General features: G+C 71.4%; 17 protein-coding genes. 8 read left to right on the top strand and 9 right to left on the bottom strand.

Features of this window, described 5'->3' with window-relative positions:
• Window positions 1-2 precede the first annotated feature (2 nt).
• On the top strand, window positions 3-1,268 hold the full coding sequence (locus ACOJV7_RS05735) for an acyl-CoA dehydrogenase family protein (protein ID WP_420189171.1): 1,266 nt from the start codon (window positions 3-5) through the stop codon (window positions 1,266-1,268).
• A 109-nt stretch (window positions 1,269-1,377) separates the two neighbouring features.
• Here ACOJV7_RS05735 and ACOJV7_RS05730 read toward each other — a convergent pair whose 3' ends face one another.
• On the bottom strand, window positions 1,378-1,737 hold the full coding sequence (locus tag ACOJV7_RS05730; protein ID WP_420189170.1) for a hypothetical protein: 360 nt from the start codon (window positions 1,735-1,737) through the stop codon (window positions 1,378-1,380).
• Window positions 1,738-1,853: 116 nt separating this feature from the next.
• Between ACOJV7_RS05730 and ACOJV7_RS05725 the strand changes: the two genes are divergently transcribed.
• The 3 genes from ACOJV7_RS05725 to ACOJV7_RS05715 all read left to right on the top strand — a co-directional run bounded on the left by ACOJV7_RS05725 (window position 1,854) and on the right by ACOJV7_RS05715 (window position 4,679).
• Window positions 1,854-3,578: a S8 family serine peptidase gene (locus ACOJV7_RS05725; protein WP_420189169.1), complete on the top strand. Its 1,725-nt coding sequence runs from the start codon at window positions 1,854-1,856 to the stop codon at window positions 3,576-3,578.
• A 157-nt stretch (window positions 3,579-3,735) separates the two neighbouring features.
• Window positions 3,736-4,236: a hypothetical protein gene (locus ACOJV7_RS05720; protein ID WP_420189168.1), complete on the top strand. Its 501-nt coding sequence runs from the start codon at window positions 3,736-3,738 to the stop codon at window positions 4,234-4,236.
• A 62-nt stretch (window positions 4,237-4,298) separates the two neighbouring features.
• The gene (locus tag ACOJV7_RS05715; RefSeq protein WP_420189167.1) at window positions 4,299-4,679 is read left to right on the top strand and encodes an MmcQ/YjbR family DNA-binding protein; all 381 of its coding nucleotides are present in this window, start codon (window positions 4,299-4,301) and stop codon (window positions 4,677-4,679) included.
• 48 nt (window positions 4,680-4,727) lie between these two features.
• Here the strand turns inward: ACOJV7_RS05715 and ACOJV7_RS05710 are convergent, their stop codons facing one another.
• From ACOJV7_RS05710 to ACOJV7_RS05680, 7 genes are all read right to left on the bottom strand, one after another.
• Window positions 4,728-5,162, bottom strand: coding sequence for an MOSC domain-containing protein (locus ACOJV7_RS05710; RefSeq protein WP_420189166.1), 435 nt, complete (start codon window positions 5,160-5,162; stop codon window positions 4,728-4,730).
• Window positions 5,159-5,509 (bottom strand): fluoride efflux transporter FluC, encoded by a 351-nt coding sequence (locus tag ACOJV7_RS05705; RefSeq protein ID WP_420189165.1) that lies wholly within the window; start codon window positions 5,507-5,509, stop codon window positions 5,159-5,161. Before ACOJV7_RS05705 ends, ACOJV7_RS05710 begins: the two co-directional genes overlap by 4 nt.
• Window positions 5,506-5,919 carry a fluoride efflux transporter FluC gene (locus tag ACOJV7_RS05700; protein WP_420189164.1) on the bottom strand — a complete coding sequence of 138 codons (414 nt, stop codon included), beginning with the start codon at window positions 5,917-5,919 and terminating at the stop codon, window positions 5,506-5,508. The genes ACOJV7_RS05705 and ACOJV7_RS05700 overlap by 4 nt, the downstream gene beginning before the upstream one ends.
• 1 nt (window position 5,920) lies before the next feature.
• Window positions 5,921-7,150, bottom strand: coding sequence for a pyridoxal phosphate-dependent aminotransferase (locus tag ACOJV7_RS05695; RefSeq protein ID WP_420189163.1), 1,230 nt, complete (start codon window positions 7,148-7,150; stop codon window positions 5,921-5,923).
• Window positions 7,151-7,259: 109 nt separating this feature from the next.
• Window positions 7,260-7,616, bottom strand: a complete 357-nt coding sequence (locus ACOJV7_RS05690) for a hypothetical protein (RefSeq protein WP_420189162.1) — start codon at window positions 7,614-7,616, stop codon at window positions 7,260-7,262.
• 137 nt (window positions 7,617-7,753) lie between these two features.
• A complete protein-coding gene (locus tag ACOJV7_RS05685; protein WP_420189161.1) occupies window positions 7,754-8,362 on the bottom strand; it encodes a hypothetical protein in 609 nt (202 codons plus the stop codon).
• A 5-nt stretch (window positions 8,363-8,367) separates the two neighbouring features.
• Window positions 8,368-9,282: a universal stress protein gene (locus ACOJV7_RS05680; protein ID WP_420189160.1), complete on the bottom strand. Its 915-nt coding sequence runs from the start codon at window positions 9,280-9,282 to the stop codon at window positions 8,368-8,370.
• A 96-nt stretch (window positions 9,283-9,378) separates the two neighbouring features.
• Between ACOJV7_RS05680 and ACOJV7_RS05675 the strand changes: the two genes are divergently transcribed.
• Window positions 9,379-11,016 carry an AMP-binding protein gene (locus ACOJV7_RS05675; RefSeq protein WP_420189159.1) on the top strand — a complete coding sequence of 546 codons (1,638 nt, stop codon included), beginning with the start codon at window positions 9,379-9,381 and terminating at the stop codon, window positions 11,014-11,016.
• 99 nt (window positions 11,017-11,115) lie between these two features.
• Window positions 11,116-13,362 (top strand): sunset domain-containing protein, encoded by a 2,247-nt coding sequence (locus ACOJV7_RS05670; protein ID WP_420189158.1) that lies wholly within the window; start codon window positions 11,116-11,118, stop codon window positions 13,360-13,362.
• 74 nt (window positions 13,363-13,436) lie between these two features.
• On the opposite strand, the gene ACOJV7_RS05665 is transcribed toward ACOJV7_RS05670, so the two are convergent.
• Entirely contained in the window at window positions 13,437-13,862 is a 426-nt protein-coding gene (locus ACOJV7_RS05665; protein ID WP_420189157.1) for a hypothetical protein, read from the bottom strand.
• 152 nt (window positions 13,863-14,014) lie between these two features.
• Here ACOJV7_RS05665 and ACOJV7_RS05660 point away from each other — a divergent pair, with 152 nt between their 5' ends.
• A complete protein-coding gene (locus ACOJV7_RS05660) occupies window positions 14,015-15,559 on the top strand; it encodes a Re/Si-specific NAD(P)(+) transhydrogenase subunit alpha (RefSeq protein ID WP_420189156.1) in 1,545 nt (514 codons plus the stop codon).
• Window positions 15,560-15,566: 7 nt separating this feature from the next.
• On the top strand, window positions 15,567-16,946 hold the full coding sequence (gene pntB, locus ACOJV7_RS05655; protein WP_420189155.1) for a Re/Si-specific NAD(P)(+) transhydrogenase subunit beta: 1,380 nt from the start codon (window positions 15,567-15,569) through the stop codon (window positions 16,944-16,946).

Genomic DNA, 16,946 nt, shown 5'->3' with positions numbered 1-16,946 from the left:
CCATGATCGATCTCGAGGTTCCCCGGAAGTTCCGACCGCTCGTCGAGCAGGCACGCGGCATGGCGGAGGAGGTCTTCCGCCCCATCTCGCGCAAGTACGACCTCGCCGAGCACGAGTACCCGCGCGAGCTCGACCTCATCTCCGCCGTCATCGACGGGCTGAGCAGCTCGGGCGCCGGCCAGGGTGCCGGCGCGTCGAGCAGCACCCGCGCCACCGACACCGAGGGCGAGCGCGAGGGTGAGGTCGCCGCCGTCGGCTCGGGCCGCAGCCACCCCGCCGGGTCGAAGGTGCGCAACGGCTCCAACCTCTCGTCGGCGCTCTCGATCCTCGAGACCTGCCGCGGCGACGTCGGGCTCACCCTCTCGATCCCGCGCCAGGGTCTCGGCAACGCGGCCATCGCCGCCGTCGCGAACGACGAGCAGAAGAAGCGGTATGCCGGCCAGTGGGCCGCGATGGCGATCACCGAGCCCGAGACCGGCTCGGACTCCGGAGCGATCCGGACGACCGCGGTGAAGGACGGCGACGAGTACGTCCTCAACGGCGAGAAGATCTATGTCACCGCCGGTGAGCGCGCCGAGCTCGTCGTCGTGTGGGCGACGCTCGACCGGAGCCTCGGCAAGCAGGCCATCAAGTCGTTCGTCGTGCGGCGTGACAACCCCGGGCTCCGGCTCGTCCGGCTCGAGCACAAGCTCGGCATCCGCGCCTCCGACACCGCCGCCTTCGTCCTCGACGACTGTCGCGTGCCCGCCGAGGACCTGCTCGGCGACCCGGAGATCCGGATCGAGGGGGGCTTCGGCGGTGCCATGCAGACCTTCGACAACACCCGCCCGCTCGTCGCCGCGATGGCCCTCGGCCTGACTCGCGCGTGCCTCGACCTCACGACCGAGCTCCTCGCGAAGGCAGGGGTCACGGTCGACTGGGACCGGCCGGCATACGTGCAGTCGCACGCGGCGGCACGGCTGCTCCAGATGGAGGCCGAGTACGAGGCGGCGCACGCGCTCACCCTGCGGGCGGCGTGGATGGCAGACAACGGCCGGCCGAACTCGATGGAGGCGTCGATGGCCAAGGCCAAGGCCGGGCGCACCTGCGTCGACGTGTCGCTGGCGTGCGTCGAGCTGGCGGGTGCGACGGGCTACGCCGAGCGCGAGCTGCTCGAGAAGTGGGCCCGCGACTCCAAGATCCTCGATATCTTCGAGGGCACGCAGCAGATCCAGCTGCTCGTCGTCGCCCGTCGCCTCCTCGGCATGAGCTCCAGCCAGCTCAAGTAACGACTTTCCCGCCTGGAGTGGGTTCCTCGCACCTCAGGTGGGAACGGTTGTGCTGCGAGGGGCGAGGTTCCCACCCGAAGTCGCGCCCGCGCCCGGCTCAGCGCTCGGCTCAGCCGCGTCGGCGACGCCGTTCACGCTGGCGGCGCACCCACGGCACGCCGATCGCCACCGTCGCGAGGGCGAGCACGACGGCCGCGGCGAGCAGCCCGCACAGCAGGGCGAACCCGACCTTGATGATCCCCTCCCACACGAGGTGGTCGTAGGCGAGGTCGGGCTCGTTCTGCGTGCCGGTCCAGAAGCCGAGGACGAACGCGACCGCGGTGAGCACCATGAGGCCCAGCGAGACCCCGGCGCCCCGGGCGACCTGCCCGACCTCCAGCGGTCCGGAGGCGTGCTCCTCCTCGTCGACCCGGTGCGCGAACGTCTCGAAGACGTCCGGCACGGGACCGGTGCGGGCACGCTTGGGCATCCGCGAAGCATAGGCCGAATCTGGTCACTGCTACCCCTGTCCCCGCCGGGGGCGCGGCCCCTAGGTTGGTCGCCGAGGTGTGCAAAGGGGCACACCCGACCCCTGAGGAGGAACCCATGCGACGATCTCGCATGACCGCGCTGGCCGGGACGGCAGCGCTCGTCGCCGCCATCGCCGGCACCGCCACCGCCACCGCCGTCCCCGGCGCCTCAACGGCGACGACGGCAGACAGCGGCACCTTCGTCGTCCTGGCCGACCAGGGCGCGAACGTCGGCGCCATCGCCGACCGGCTCAAGCGGGCCGGGGGAACCGTGACGTCGGTCAACAGGGCGATCGGCCTCGTCACCGTCAAGGGCTCGGGGGACGTGCTCCGCGCGGCACGCTCGATGTCGGGCGTCGAGGGCGCCGCCCGTGAACGCTCGATCGGCGCGGCCCCGACACGCGCCAAGGGTCCGGACCCGGTCGAGCAGGAGCACGTCTTCGACCGGACGAGGACCAACGGCACCTACAAGTCCACGCCCACGCCGCCCGCCGGGCACGACCCCCTCGACGGCCACCTCTGGGGCATGGAGATGATCCACGCGTTCGAGGCCCACGCCATCGAGAAGGGCGACAAGGTCCGCGTCGGCATCCTCGACACCGGCGTCGACGGCACCCACCTCGACCTCGCCGCGAACTTCGACTCCGCGCTCTCGCGCAACTTCACCACCGACATGCCCGACATCGACGGGCCGTGCGAGGTGGCGTCGTGCGTCGACCCGGCGAACGTCGACGACGACGGCCACGGCACCCACGTCGCCGGCACCATCGGCGCGGCACTCAACGGGTTCGGTCTCAGTGGTGTCGCCCCGGACGTCGACCTCGTCAACATCCGCGGCGGCCAGGACAGCGGCTACTTCTTCCTCGGCCCGGTCGTCAACGCCCTGACGTATGCCGGTGACACCGGTCTCGACGTCGTCAACATGTCGTTCTACGTCGACCCGTGGCTCTACAACTGTGCCGGTGGCGCCCCCGAGGACAGCGCCGAGGAGGCGATGGAGCAGGACGTCATCATCGCCGCCATGACGCGGGCGCTCGACTACGCGCACTCCAGGGACGTCACGCTCGTCGGCGCCCTCGGCAACAACCACGAGGACCTCAGCAACCCGCGCACGGACCTCACGAGCCCCGACTACCCGGGCGGCACCGAGCACCCGCGCACGATCGACAACGAGACCTGCTGGGACCTCCCGGTCGAGGGCCCGCACGTCATCGGCGTCTCCGCGCTCGGCCCGACGGGTGAGAAGGCGGACTACTCGAACTACGCCACCGACCTCACGTCCGGCGAGCTCGAGGTGTCGGCCCCCGGTGGCTGGTACCGCGACGGCATCGGCACCGAGACCTACCGCACCAACGGCAACCTCATCCTGTCGTCGGTCTCGCTGTCCTCCCTGCGCAACACGGGCGAGGTCGACAAGAACGGCAACATCACCCAGCCCGGTCGCGTCAACGGTGTCATCAAGCAGTGCACCGACCGCCGCCAGCCGGACCAGAAGGCGACCTGCTCCTACTACGCCTGGTACCAGGGCACGTCGATGGCGTCCCCGCACGCCGCCGGTGTGGCCGCGCTCGCGGTCGCCGCGCACGGCACCGGGGCGGATGCAGGGAGCTTCTCGCTCGCGCCCGACACCACGAAGGCCCTGCTCATGGGCACGGCCACCGACCACGCCTGCAACGCGCCCACCCGCTCCTACGAGCCCGAGGGCCGTTCGGCCGAGTTCACGGCGACCTGCGTCGGCACGGCGGACTTCAACTCCTTCTACGGCGACGGCATCGTCAACGCCCTGGGAGTCGTCCAGTGACGCTGCGGTCCTGACCCGCACGATCCGGTATGCCGGCCGCTCACCTCGAGCGGCCGGCATACCTGTGTCAGAGGCGAGCTCGCCGGAATCGCGGGCGAGAGGGCGGAGAGGCGGGAGACTGGAGGTCCTCGTGCCGAACCGACAGGCAGGTGCACCCATGGACATCAACGGTCTCCCGGCCCACGTGCTCGTCGTTCACGGCGCGGTCGTCTTCGCCCCGTTGGCGGCCCTCGCGGCGATCCTCCTCGGAGTGGTCCCGCGGTGGCGCTACCTCACGCGGTGGCCTGCGCTCGTCCTCGCCGTCATGGCGACGGCCACGGTGTGGCTGGCCCGGATCAGCGGTGACGCCTTCTTCGACTCCCGGTACGCGTCGCTGCCGGCGGACAACCCGGTGCTCGCGGCGATCGACGAGCACCAGGAGCGCGGTGAGACCCTGTCGCTGGTGACCCTCGGGCTGCTCGTCGTGACCGCCGCAGCCGCTGGGCTGCTCGGCGGACCCTCCGGGTTCGCGAGCGGCCGCGGCGCCAAGGAGCGTGCGGCGTCGTGGTTGGAGACGGGCCTGCCGGTCCTTGTGGTGCTCGTCTCCCTGGCGACGCTCGCCTACGCCTTCCTCACCGGGGACGCCGGAGCCCGCGCGACCTGGGAGCAACAGGGCTGAGGTCGAGCGCGAGCGGCGTCCGGCGGCGCACGCTGTCGGTGGGACGTCCTAGCCTGTCGACCGTGACCAGCTCGACGCGCCCCGACGTGCCGCGCGACTGGGTGGAGCGGCTCTCGGCGATCGTCGGGGCCTTCCCCGAGGTGCGCGAGCACGACGCCTGGGTCGGCATGGCCTGGAAGGTCCGGTCGGCCACGGTCGCGCACGTCTTCGGCGGTGAGGACCAGCGGTTCCGCATCACCTTCCGCGCCGAGCCCGACGAGGTCATGGCCTTCCAGCACATGGGCGAGCCCTACTTCAAGGCGAGCTGGGGGAGCAACGTCGTCGGCCTGCTGCTCGACGACGACACCGACTGGGCCGAGCTCGAGGAGCTCCTCACCGACTCCTACTGCATCCAGGCTCCGCCCGCCCTCGCGGAGCGGGTGCCGCGACCCGACCCCACCTGAGGCACGCGTGCCCCAACCGGGCACACCTCGCCTCCCGGCCCGCCCTTCTCAGTCGAACCGGACCTCGTCCCCGACGCTGATCGTCCCGGACCCCAGCAGCCGGAAGACCGTGCCGCCGCGCGCGTGCATCGCCTTCATCGCGCCCACGCCGATCCAGTCGTCGAGAAGGCGGCACGGCGCCGCGATCCGCACGACCTCGAGCTCGACGTCGCCGATGCGCATCCGCTCTCCGGGGCGCGTCGGGATCGGCCCGGAGGTGATCGTGAGGTTGCGACGGGTCGCCCCGAGCGGGATCTCCCGGCCGAGGTCGCGGGCGGCCGCCTTGATCTCGTCGAGCGCCTGCACGGTGACGTGCCGGTGCCGGCTGCCGTGGTAGCGGTCGCCGACGAGCCCCGCTCCGGCCTCGGCCTTCACCGACTCGACCGGCCGGGTCGGCACCTTGCGCCCCGGCGCGATGTGGATGGCGTGCACCCGTGGGCTCACGACGCCACCGTCCATCCCAGCCACGCCGCTCCGACGCCCAGCACGAGGCTGAGGGCGACGTTGACCACGGCGTCTCGCGGGCGCTCGTCCGCGAACGCGTCCTGCAGCTCCAGCGCCAACGTCGAGAACGTCGTGAGCGCACCGCAGAACCCTGTCCCGACCAGGGCCAGGGGCGACCCGTTCACGCCGGCGCCGACCGCCACGCCGAGCACCAACGAGCCGATCACGTTGACGGCGAGCGTCCCGGCCGTCGGAGTCGCACCGAACCGCTGCCGCAGCCAGTGGTTCACGAGGTAGCGCAGTGGTGCCCCCACGGCCGCGCCCACGGCGACGAAGAGTGCAGTCACTCGGCCATCCTCCAGATGCGTTGCCCCGCAACGGATCCCACCGTCACGGCCAGCACGCCCCCGAGGAAGGATGCCAGGACGTAGGCCCCTGCCTCACCGCCGTGCCCTGCGTCGAGCAGCGTCACGACGTCGACAGCGAACGCCGAGAACGTCGTCCAACCTCCGAGCATCCCGACACCCACGACCGGACGTGCCAGCCGGTGTGCCCCGGGCCGATCGAGGAGGAATGCCACGAGCAGGCCCATCGCGAGCGCCCCGCTGAGGTTGACGAGGAGCGTCGACCACGGGAACGAGCCGACCGGGTGCGGCAGCGCCAGCCCCACGGCATACCGGCCCAGGGAACCCACGACACCACCGACGGCGATCCCGAGGAGGAGCGTCGCATCAGGCTGTCCCGCAGGGCTGCCCACGTCAGCGGCGGATCGTCTCGAGGTACTCCGCGATCCGGCCGACGGCCTCGGTGAGCACCTCGGTGTCGGGGAGGGTGACGAGCCGGAAGTGGTCGGGCTCGAACCAGTTGAAGCCGGTGCCGTGGGTGACGAGGATCTTCTTGGCGCGCAGCAGGTCGATGACGAACTGCTGGTCGTCATCGATGGGATACATCTCCGTGTCGAGCCGCGGGAAGCAGTAGAGCGCGCCGTGCGGCTCGACCGACGTCACGCCGGGGATCTCGTTGAGCAGCCGGTTGGCGAGCTTGATCTGCTCGTAGAAGCGCCCACCCGGGACGATGAGCTCGTTGATCGACTGGTAGCCACCGAGCGCGGTCTGGATCGCGTGCTGCGCAGGCACGTTCGCGCACATGCGCATGTTGGCGAGCAGGGTGAGGCCCTCGAGGAAGTCCTCGGCCAGGTGCTTCGGCCCCGAGACCATGACCCAGCCGGCGCGGTAGCCGCACACGCGGTAGGCCTTCGACAGCCCGCTGAAGGTGAGGCAGAGGACGTCGTCCTCGGCGTGGCTCGCGACGTGGTGGTGCACCGGCGTCACCGCGTCGTCGGCGTAGAGGATCTTCTCGTAGATCTCGTCGGCCATGAGGACGAGCTGGTGGCGGCGCGCGATGTCGACGAGCCCGCGGACGATCTCCTCCGAGTAGACGGCGCCGGTCGGGTTGTTGGGGTTGATGACGACGAGCGCGTGGGTGTTTTCGGTGATCTTGGACTCGATGTCGTCGAGGTCGGGGTTCCACCCGTTCTCCTCGTCGCACCGGTAGTGCACCGGCGTCCCGCCGGACAGCGCCACCGCGCCGGTCCACAGGGGGTAGTCGGGCGCGGGGATGAGGATCTCGTTGCCGTCGTCGACGAACGCCTGGAGCACCATCGAGATGAGCTCGGAGACGCCGTTGCCGATGAAGACGTCCTCGACGGTCGTCTCGGTGAGCCCACGCGACTGGTAGTACTGCGCGACCGCCGTGCGCGCCGAGTAGATCCCGCGCGAGTCGCTGTAGCCCTGGGCCTCCGGCAGGTTGTGGATGATGTCCGCGAGGATCGCCTCGGGCGCCTCGAAGCCGAACGGCGCCGTGTTGCCGATGTTGAGCTTGAGGATCTTGTGCCCCTCGGCCTCGAGCCGCTGGGCCTCGACGAGGATCGGCCCCCTCACGTCGTAGCGGACGTGCTGGAGCTTTTTGCTCTGGACGATGCGGCGCATGTCCGCATCCTCTCAGGCGCCGTATGCCGTCCGCGTGTGCGTTTCGTCGTGGCGTGGCTCGCGTCGCCCCGGGACCGGCGCGACGCGGGCGCCGGCCCCGGAGGCGCGGTCAGCTGAAGAAGTGCACCGACTCCGTGATGCTCGACGTCCCGCTGACCCGGGCGGTGTAGCCCGAGTCCTCGTATGCCGTGGCGAGGCTCGCGCAGTCACTGCGCCCGTTGCTGGCGCTGAGGGAGCGCGAGGGTCCCCGGCTGGCGTAGTCCGGCGTCAGTGTTGTCGAGATGGACCGGCCCGGATGGGCGACGATGCAGAAGCGGTCGGCACCGTCGTCGTAGCCGTAGCCACCGGCTGCGATCTGGAGGTTGAACGAGTTCGCGAGCGCCTGCGGCGCCATCGACACCGTCAGGGCGAGCGCGGCACCGGCGCCGGCGAGCGCGGCGGCGGTCCTGCGGGCATGGATCTTCACGGGATGCTCCTCGTCGGGTCGCCGAGATCGCCTCGCCCCCCACCGGGATGAGCGTCCCCCCTGGCCGACCCGGGACGACCGTATCCGCAGCGGCCCGGATCCGCATGTCGAGCGGGAGGTGGGCTCTCGCGCAGCTCTCAGGTGTGCGTGACCACGGTGGTGACGACGGTCGTCACCGACGGCGTCCGCGGTGTCGAGGAGAACCCGAAGCGACAGGGCGGGTCGATGTCCGCGAGCGCGCCGAGGGGCGCCCCGTCGAACGACCCGGACATCGCCGTGACCCGTCGCAGGTCGGTGGCGCCATAGAACTCGCGCCGTCCCTCGAGGGCCGTGCCGACGGTCCGCACGCCCGGGACGACGACGCGCGCGACCGGGTCGACGAGCCGCGCCCACAGCGGGCTCGCTCCGAGCCGGCGCGGCACCATGCGCAGGACCCAGCCCAACGGCATACGGGATCCGACCGTGAGGTCGAGGGAGAGGGAGGGGGAACGGACGGCCCAGGACGACTGAGCAGTGGTGCAGGACAACGGTTCCAGCCGTACCTCGTCGAAGACGTAGGTCGAGGTGATGTAGTCGACCGCGGCCTCGGTCGGTGCGAGGAGCACACGGTGGCCGGTCGCGGTCTCGACCATGGCGTCGCTGAAGGAGCCGAGGGGCGTCGAGTGCCAGTGGCCCACGACCACCCGGGTGCCCGAGGCCGAGCCGATGCCGGCGATGTGTCCGTCGAAGCGGTCGTGCCTGCGCACCCGGGTCAGTCCGGCTGCGGAGCGCGCACGAGCATGACCGGCGACGCCGCCGTCTCGAGGACCTTGTGGCTCTGCGAGCCGAGCAGCATGCCGGCGAACCCGCCACGGCCGCGCGTCCCCATGACGAGCAGGCCGGCGTCGGCCGAGCGCTCCGCCAGCACCTTGGCCGGCGCACCGCGCACGACCTCGACGGTGCAGTCGACATCGGGGTGCCGGGACCGCAACGGCTCGACGATGCGGTCGGCGACGGCGCGGTACTTCGCCTCGACCTGCTTCCAGGCGTCGGTGCCCGGCGTCGTGACGACCATGCCGTCGACGACCTCGACGTTCCACGCCGTGATGGCGACGAGCGGGACCTTGCGCAGGTCGGCGATCCAGAAGGCGCGTTCGGCTGCGGCCGCGCTGTGCGCCGAGCCGTCGATGCCGACGACGACGGGGCCGTCGGACTCCGCGCGGGCCCCCTGCGGGACGATGACGACGGGGGAGGAGGCGTGCATGGCCGCAGCGAGCGACGGGCGGCCGAGCCCGAGACGCTGGAGGGCTCCGGCGCGAGCAGCTCCGACGACGACGAGCCGCGCGGTGCGCGAGGCGTCGATGAGGGCCTGCTCGGGCCGGGCGAAGGGCAGGCTGCCGGTCACCGGCACGTCGGGCCAGCGCTCCCGTGCCTGCGCGAGGGTCTCGTCGAGCAGGCTCGCGTTGCCGATGTCGCCTTCCGGCCCGAGCGAGATGGCGTTGCCGGCGACCGGGTCGATCGCGGACAGCTCGGCCCCGAGCTCGTGGGCGTGGAGGATGTGCAGCGGGCTGCCGGAGCGCTGGGCCGAGCTGCCCGCCCAGGTGAGGCACTCGGCGTCCCGGTCGCTGTTGCCGATGCCGACGACGACTGCGCCCTCGGGGATCTCGTCACCCTCGCTCGCTTCCATGCCGAGACCCTACCCACAGGGGGCTGCGACGGGGGTACGTTCTGAGTTCGAGACCGACGCCAGGGAGCCCTTGGCCGAGAAGGAGCGACTCGCGCGATGGTGACCACCGACCCGACCCTGTCGCACTCGACCGGACCGACCGAGCCACCGCTGCTCGACGAGACGATCGGGGCGAACCTCGACGCGGCCGTCGCGCGGCACGGCGACCGCGAGGCGCTCGTCGACCGCGCCCAAGGGATCCGGTGGACGTATGCCGTCCTCGGCGCCGAGGTCGACCGGCTCGCCAGGGCGTTCCTCGCCGCCGGCCTGCGTACCGGCGACCGGGTGGGCATCTGGGCGCCGAACTGCGCGGAGTGGACCGTCGTCCAGTACGCGACGGCGAAGGTCGGCATCATCCTCGTCAACATCAACCCGGCCTACCGCTCGCACGAGCTGGGCTATGTGCTCACGCAGGCCGGCATACGCGGTCTCGTCGTCGCGCCGTCGTTCAAGACGTCCGACTACGTCGCGATGGTGGGCGAGGTCCGCGACGACTGCCCCGACCTCGAGCAGGTGTGGGTCCTCGGCCAGCAGTCCTGGACCGACCTGCTGGCCACCGCCGACGAGGTCGACGAGGGCCGGCTGCGCGAGGTGGCGGACGGGCTGTCGCCCGACGACCCGATCAACATCCAGTACACCTCGGGCACGACCGGCTTCCCCAAGGGCGCGACACTGAGCCACCGCAACATCCTCAACAACGGCTACCTCGTCGGCGAGCTGTGCCGCTACACCGAGGAGGACCGGATCTGCATCCCGGTGCCCTTCTACCACTGCTTCGGGATGGTCATGGGCAACCTCGCGGCGACGTCGCACGGTGCCTGCATGGTCATCCCCGCGCTCGGGTTCGACCCCGAGCTGACGCTTGCGGCGACGTCGGAGGAGCGGTGCACGAGCCTCTACGGCGTGCCGACGATGTTCATCGCCGAGTGGGCTCTGCCGACGTTCGGCGACCACGACCTCAGCACCGTGCGGACCGGCATCATGGCCGGCTCGACCTGCCCGGCCGAGCTCATGAAGAAGGTCATCGCGGTCGGCATCGACGAGATGACGATCTGCTACGGCATGACCGAGACCTCGCCGGTCTCGACCCAGACCCGCACCGACGACGAGTTCGACCGCAAGGTGGGCACCGTCGGCCAGGTCGGCCCGCACCTCGAGGTCAAGGTCGTCGACCCGGTGACGCTCGAGACGGTGCCGCACGGCGAGCCCGGTGAGCTGTGGACGAAGGGCTACTCGGTGATGCTCGGCTACTGGGGTCAGGACGACAAGACGGCCGAGGCCGTCGTCGACGGCTGGATGCGCACCGGTGACCTCGCGGTCATGGACGCCGAGGGCTTCGTCCAGATCACCGGGCGGATCAAGGACATGGTCATCCGCGGCGGCGAGAACGTCTATCCGCGCGAGATCGAGGAGTTCCTCTACACCCACCCCGACATCGTCGACGCGCAGGTCATCGGGGTGCCCGACCCGAAGTACGGCGAGGAGCTCGCGGTGTGGATCCGGATGCGCGACGGGGCCGAGCCGCTGACTGCGGAGTCGGTGCGGGAGTACGCCACCGGGCGGCTCGCCCACTACAAGATCCCGCGCTATGTCCGCATCGTCGACGACTTCCCGATGACGGTCACCGGCAAGGTCCGCAAGGTCGAGATGCGCGAGATCACGGTGGGGGAGCTGGGGCTCGGCGAGGGCGGCTGACGCGAGGCACGGCCCTTCCCCCACCGGTGCAGGTCCGGCGGTAGTTTTGGGCACGAGCGGGTGCCGCCGCACCCGACCTGAGCGTCAGGAGCACATCCCGTGAAGTACCTCATCGGTGCACTTGTCATCGTTGCCCTCCTTCTCCTCGTCGGGTGGTTGCTGCCGAGGGGCAAGCGGCGCAAGCTCGACGAGCAGCGCGCCGAGGCCGCCCGCATCCGCGCCGGTGCCGAGGAGCGCGACACTGCGCTGCGCGGCCAGGAGGTCTTCGCCCAGCAGTCCACCGAGCGCGCCGAACTCGCCCGCCGAGAGGCGGAGGAGCGGGCCAGGCAGGCAGAGGAGAGCGCCCGCGAGGCGCAGCGGGTCGAGGAGGAGGCCCGTCGCCACCAGGCCGACCTCGAGCGCGGACGCCTCGAGCGTGACGCGGAGCTGCGCCGAGCCGACGAGATCGACCCTGACGTCGAGCTCGCCGATGACGACCCGCGGCCGGTGCCCGAGGACCTCGACGACGACGTCCGTCCCCTCGACGACACGCGTGCGCACCAGCCGGTCCCGGCTGCCACGTCGGCCGGTACCGAGGAGCCCGAGGCGAGTCGCTGGGGCTCGCCGACCTCCGACTCGCGGGACGACGTCCGAGCCTCTGACGTGGAGGCGGCCGACGTGCCCGAGGCGAGCCGCTGGGAGGGGTCGGATGACGCCTCCGGTTCCTCCACCCCTTCCTCCGACGACGCGGGGGACTCGCGCTCCGACCGCGGCTGGGGCACCGGTGCCACTGTGGCCGGCGCTGCCGCCGCGGCCGCCGGAAGCGCGTATGCCGGCACGCGCGACAACGACCCCGACGAGGCCTCCGCGCGCCTCGCCTCCGGTGTCGACTACGCCGACAACGAGCCCGAGACCCGGGCCTGGACGCCCGTCTCGGGCGAGGCGAGGGCCGACGAGGCCCGCCCCGATGGGGCCCACGACGCTGACGCCACCGTGGCGGACGCAGGTGAGAGCACGACGAGGGAGACGACGATGACCGATGACGAGCTCTTCGGAGCAGCAGCCGCCGGGCGGGCCGACCGCTCGGCGAACGAGGGGTCCGCGACGCAGGGCTCCGACGACGTGACCCGCGACGCGTCCGGTGACGAGGCCGGCGACGAGCGACGGGCGGACGACTCTGGAGCCGGCGGCGCGACGACTGGTGCGACAGCGGTGGGTGCGACAGCGGCGGGTGCGACAGCGGCGGGTGCGGCCGGTGCGGCCGGTGCGTCCTCCGACGCGGGCGACTCGCGCGCGGCCGACTCCACAGCGAACGACTCTGGTGCAGACGACTCGCGTGTGGCCGACTCGCGTGTGGACGGCTCCGACTCGTCCCGCTCCGCCGAGAACGCAGGGGACGGCGAGATGACGATCATCGGCGACGTCGAGGACTACGCCTCCACCGAGCCCCTGCCCGCGGACGAGCAGACCCCGGGCGTCTCACCGACCTCGGACGAGTCCGGTCGCGACCGGTCCGTCTCCGACGCGTCCGCGGACGACGACGCGGCGGACGGGTCTGCGTCCTACGACGGGTCGCGAGACGACCTCGGCCACGAGGACGTCACCACCGACTCGGGGTCCGACCGCGGCTGGAGCTCCGACGAGCCGACCACGGAGGAGACGTGGGACCAGCCGGAGGGTGACCGGTCGGACGCGGGTGAACGCGCTCCTGTCGACGACGGCTCTGCGAGCGAGGCTGCGCTGAGCGATGACGCCTCCCGCGACACGGACGTCGCCGACTCCGGCAGGGCCGACGCCGCCCCGGACGCGGACGACGTGTCCACGGCCGAGCAGAGCGACCGCGGCACGACCGGCTCCGGCTCGTCGGACTGGGGCACGGCCGCTGCCGCGGGTTCCGGGGCGGGAGCCGGCGCTGCAGCAGGTGCAGCGGCCGCGGGCCCGGACCGCGACTCCGACCGCGACTCGAACGCCGACGCCGACCGCGACACCACGACGGGCACCAACGCCGACGGGTCCTCCGACGGTGGCGACGCGACGCACTGGCCGGACGGCACCGACCGGATCAACACGCTCGACGACGGTTCCGACGGTTCCGACGGCTCGGCCTCCGACGCCCGCAGTGGCAGCGACGCCGGCGGCCGGCGCATCTCGTCGATGGAGGAGATCCGCGACGGCGGCTTCGGCGTCGGCTCGGCGGCACCCTTCGAGGACCGGGCGCAGCCGCTCGACCACCCGATCCAGGCCTACCGCGACACCATGACCTACCGCGCCCCGGGCGCCCAGGGTTACGACTCCGCCGAGCCGGACGTCTGGTTCTACGACGAGGAGTCGGCCCGCCGCGCGGGGTTCAACCCCTCCGACGGCTGAACCGACACGACGCCCCGCCGGCCCATCGCCGGCGGGGCGTCGTCGTGTCCGCACGCGTCAGCGCGCTGACCCTGTCACCAGTGGCCGCCCCGTCGGCGGTCGAGCTCCTCGTCGGCGGCCTCACGGGTCTCGCTCGACTCGACGGAGACGTGGTGCTCGACGGAGGAGTCGGTCACGTCCACGGAAGGGTCCTCGGCCCACGTGGGTGAGCCGACGGCATACGTGTCGGTCGTCTGCGTCGCGGGGACGGCACCACCGTCTCGCCATCCGGGGCCGCCGAGCCGGCTGAGCGGCACGGTCTCGTCGACGGGGGCGTCGTCGGTGCTGCCGAAGGTCGAGACGCCATCCGACGAGTCGCCGGATCCGGTGACCTCGGGCGCGCCGTAGTGGTGGTGCTCGGGGACGGCCGCGTCGTCGCGGTGCCGCAGCACCCAGACGAAGGCGGCGAGGACGACCACGAGGGCGACCGCGCCGACGATCCAGAGCGCCGAGTTCTCCATGGCCACGACCGTAGTGCGACCCGCGACCACGAGGGGTGTTGGCGGCCTCCGAAGGCGAATCCCGCGTCGTCGCAGTCACACGGGCGCGCCCGCGACCGCTTCGGCAGGTAGGTTCGCGGTCACGTGTCTGTCCCTCACCAGGAGGTCGTGTCGTGCGCATCGGTGTGCCGTTGGAGTCGTTGGCGGGTGAGACGAGGGTCGCGGCGACTCCCCGGACGGTCGAACAGATCGTCGACCTCGGGTATGCCGTGTTCGTCCAGTCCGGCGCGGGTCACCTCTCGTCGTTCGAGGACGCCGCCTACGTCGACGCCGGTGCGGACATCGTCGGCGAGGACGTGTGGAACACCGACGTCATCCTCAAGATCAACGCACCGTCCGAGGCCGAGGTGCACCGGCTGCGATCCGGGCAGACGCTCGTCAGCCTGCTCTCGCCCGCGCTGCGTCCGGAGCTCGTCAGCGCGCTCGCCGAGCGGGGCGTGACGGCGCTCGCGATGGACGCGGTGCCGCGCATCTCGCGTGCGCAGTCGCTCGACGTCCTGTCCTCGATGGCCAACATCGGCGGCTACCGCGCGGTCATCGAGGCGGCGCACGAGTTCGGCTCGGTCTTCACCGGGCAGGTGACGGCCGCGGGCAAGGTGCCGCCGGCGAAGGTGCTCGTCGTCGGGGCCGGCGTCGCCGGGCTGTCCGCGATCGGCACCGCCGGCTCGCTGGGTGCCGTCGTGCGCGCCTTCGACGCCCGCAGCGAGGTCGCCGAGCAGGTCGAGTCGATGGGCGCCGAGTTCCTGCGGATCGACGTCGAGGACACCGGCCCGTCGGCCGACGGCTACGCCAAGGAGACCGGCGAGGACTTCAACAGGAAGGCCGCCGAGCTCTACGCCGCACAGGCCGCCGACGTCGACATCGTCATCACGACCGCCCTCATCCCGGGCCGACCCGCGCCGCGACTGCTCGACGAGGCCATGGTCGCCTCGATGAAGCCCGGCTCGGTCGTCGTCGACATGGCAGCGGCCAACGGCGGCAACGTCGCCGGCTCGGTCGCCGACCGCAAGGTCGTCACGCCCAACGGGGTGACGATCCTGGGCTACACCGACCTGCCGGCCCGGTTGCCGACCCAGGCGTCGCAGCTCTTCGGCACCAACCTCGTCAACCTCCTCAAGCTGCTCACGCCCGAGAAGGACGGCCACCTCGAGCTCGACCTCGAGGACCCGGTGCAGCGGGGGATGACGGTCGTCCGCGACGGCGACGTCCTGTGGCCGCCCCCGCCGGTGCAGGTGTCGGCCGCGCCGGGTGCTGAGCGCGCGGACGCCAAGGCTGCTGCCGCGGTCACTTCGCCGGAGCCGCCCAAGAAGCGCGACCCTCGCCTCAAGTACCTCTGGATGGCGGTCGGGGCGCTCGTCTTCGCCCTCGTCGCGTCGGCGTCCCCAGCCGTCTTCCTCGGCCACTTCACGGTGTTCGCGCTCGCGGTCATCGTCGGCTTCTATGTCATCTCCAACGTGTCGCACGCCCTGCACACCCCGCTCATGGCCGAGACCAACGCCATCAGCGGGATCATCGTCGTCGGGGGGCTGCTGCAGATCGACTCCGACGACCTCGTCGTCAAGACCCTGGCGTTCCTCGCCATCCTCGTCGCCAGCATCAACATCTTCGGAGGATTCGCAGTGACCGGCCGCATGCTCGAGATGTTCCGGAAGGACTGAGGCGACGATGACGTCCAACGTGGTCTCCGCGGCATACATCGTCTCTGCCGTCTTCTTCGTCCTCTCCCTCGCCGGGCTGAGCAAGCACGAGAGCGCCAAGGAGGGCAACGCCTATGGCGTGACCGGCATGGTCATCGCCCTCGGCGCAACGGTGTGGCTCACGCTGTCGCGGTCCGAGCACGCCCTCGCCACACTGCTGCTCATCGCGCTGGCCATGGCGATCGGCGCTGCGATCGGACTCTGGCGGGCACGCAAGGTCGAGATGACCCAGATGCCCGAGCTCGTCGCGATGCTGCACTCGTTCGTCGGCCTCGCGGCTGTGCTCGTCGGCTTCAACAGCCACCTCACCGTCGGCGAGGCGTCCGACACGATCCACTCCGTCGAGGTCTTCCTCGGGGTGTTCATCGGTGCGGTGACGCTCACCGGGTCGGTCGTGGCGTTCCTCAAGCTCTCCGCCCGGATCCCCTCGACGCCGCTCATGCTGCCCGCCCGGCACTGGCTCAACCTCGCGGCGCTCGTCGTGTCGGCGCTGTTGCTGCTGTGGTTCGTCCGGTCGCACTCGGTCGTGCCGCTGCTGCTCATGACGGTCATCGCGCTGGCGTTCGGCTGGCACCTCGTCGCGTCGATCGGTGGCGGCGACATGCCCGTCGTCGTGTCGATGCTCAACTCGTACTCCGGGTGGGCGGCGGCCGCGGCGGGCTTCATGCTCGGCAACGACCTGCTCATCGTCACGGGAGCGCTCGTCGGTGCCTCCGGTGCGATCCTGTCGTGGATCATGTGCCGCGCGATGAACCGCTCGTTCGTCTCGGTCATCGCCGGCGGGTTCGGCCAGGAGGTCACGCTCGGCGACGACAAGGACTATGGCGAACACCGCGAGATCACGGCCGAGGGTGCCGCCGACCTGCTCCGCGACGCGTCGTCGGTCATCATCACGCCGGGCTACGGCATGGCGGTGGCGCAGGCGCAGTACCCCGTCGCCGAGCTCACGAAGCGGCTGCGTGACCGTGGGGTGGACGTCCGGTTCGGGATCCACCCGGTCGCGGGTCGCCTGCCCGGCCACATGAACGTGCTGCTCGCCGAGGCCAAGGTGCCCTATGACATCGTGCTCGAGATGGACGAGGTCAACGACGACTTCCCGTCCACGGACGTCGTCCTCGTCATCGGTGCCAACGACACGGTCAACCCGGCCGCCGCCGAGGACCCGACGTCGCCCATCGCGGGCATGCCCGTGCTCCAGGTGTGGAACGCCCGCGACGTCGTCGTCTTCAAGCGCTCGATGGCGACGGGCTATGCCGGGGTGCAGAACCCGCTCTTCTTCCGCGAGAACTCGCAGATGCTCTTCGGCGACGCCAAGCAGCGCGTCGACGACATCCTCACCGCCCTCTGA

This window comes from Knoellia tibetensis (assembly GCF_048606415.1).
Lineage (GTDB): Bacteria > Actinomycetota > Actinomycetes > Actinomycetales > Dermatophilaceae > Knoellia > Knoellia tibetensis.
This window is presented reverse-complemented; position numbering and strand designations above follow the sequence as displayed.

What these genes read in the sequence shown, in the direction of transcription:
- ACOJV7_RS05735 (WP_420189171.1), top strand. Translation starts at nt 3, where the DNA reads ATGATCGATCTCGAGGTTCCCCGGAAGTTCCGACCGCTCGTCGAGCAG.
- ACOJV7_RS05730 (WP_420189170.1), bottom strand. Translation starts at nt 1,737, where the DNA reads ATGCCCAAGCGTGCCCGCACCGGTCCCGTGCCGGACGTCTTCGAGACG.
- ACOJV7_RS05725 (WP_420189169.1), top strand. Translation starts at nt 1,854, where the DNA reads ATGCGACGATCTCGCATGACCGCGCTGGCCGGGACGGCAGCGCTCGTC.
- ACOJV7_RS05720 (WP_420189168.1), top strand. Translation starts at nt 3,736, where the DNA reads ATGGACATCAACGGTCTCCCGGCCCACGTGCTCGTCGTTCACGGCGCG.
- ACOJV7_RS05695 (WP_420189163.1), bottom strand. Translation starts at nt 7,150, where the DNA reads ATGCGCCGCATCGTCCAGAGCAAAAAGCTCCAGCACGTCCGCTACGAC.
- ACOJV7_RS05680 (WP_420189160.1), bottom strand. Translation starts at nt 9,282, where the DNA reads ATGGAAGCGAGCGAGGGTGACGAGATCCCCGAGGGCGCAGTCGTCGTC.
- ACOJV7_RS05675 (WP_420189159.1), top strand. Translation starts at nt 9,379, where the DNA reads ATGGTGACCACCGACCCGACCCTGTCGCACTCGACCGGACCGACCGAG.
- ACOJV7_RS05665 (WP_420189157.1), bottom strand. Translation starts at nt 13,862, where the DNA reads ATGGAGAACTCGGCGCTCTGGATCGTCGGCGCGGTCGCCCTCGTGGTC.
- pntB (WP_420189155.1), top strand. Translation starts at nt 15,567, where the DNA reads ATGACGTCCAACGTGGTCTCCGCGGCATACATCGTCTCTGCCGTCTTC.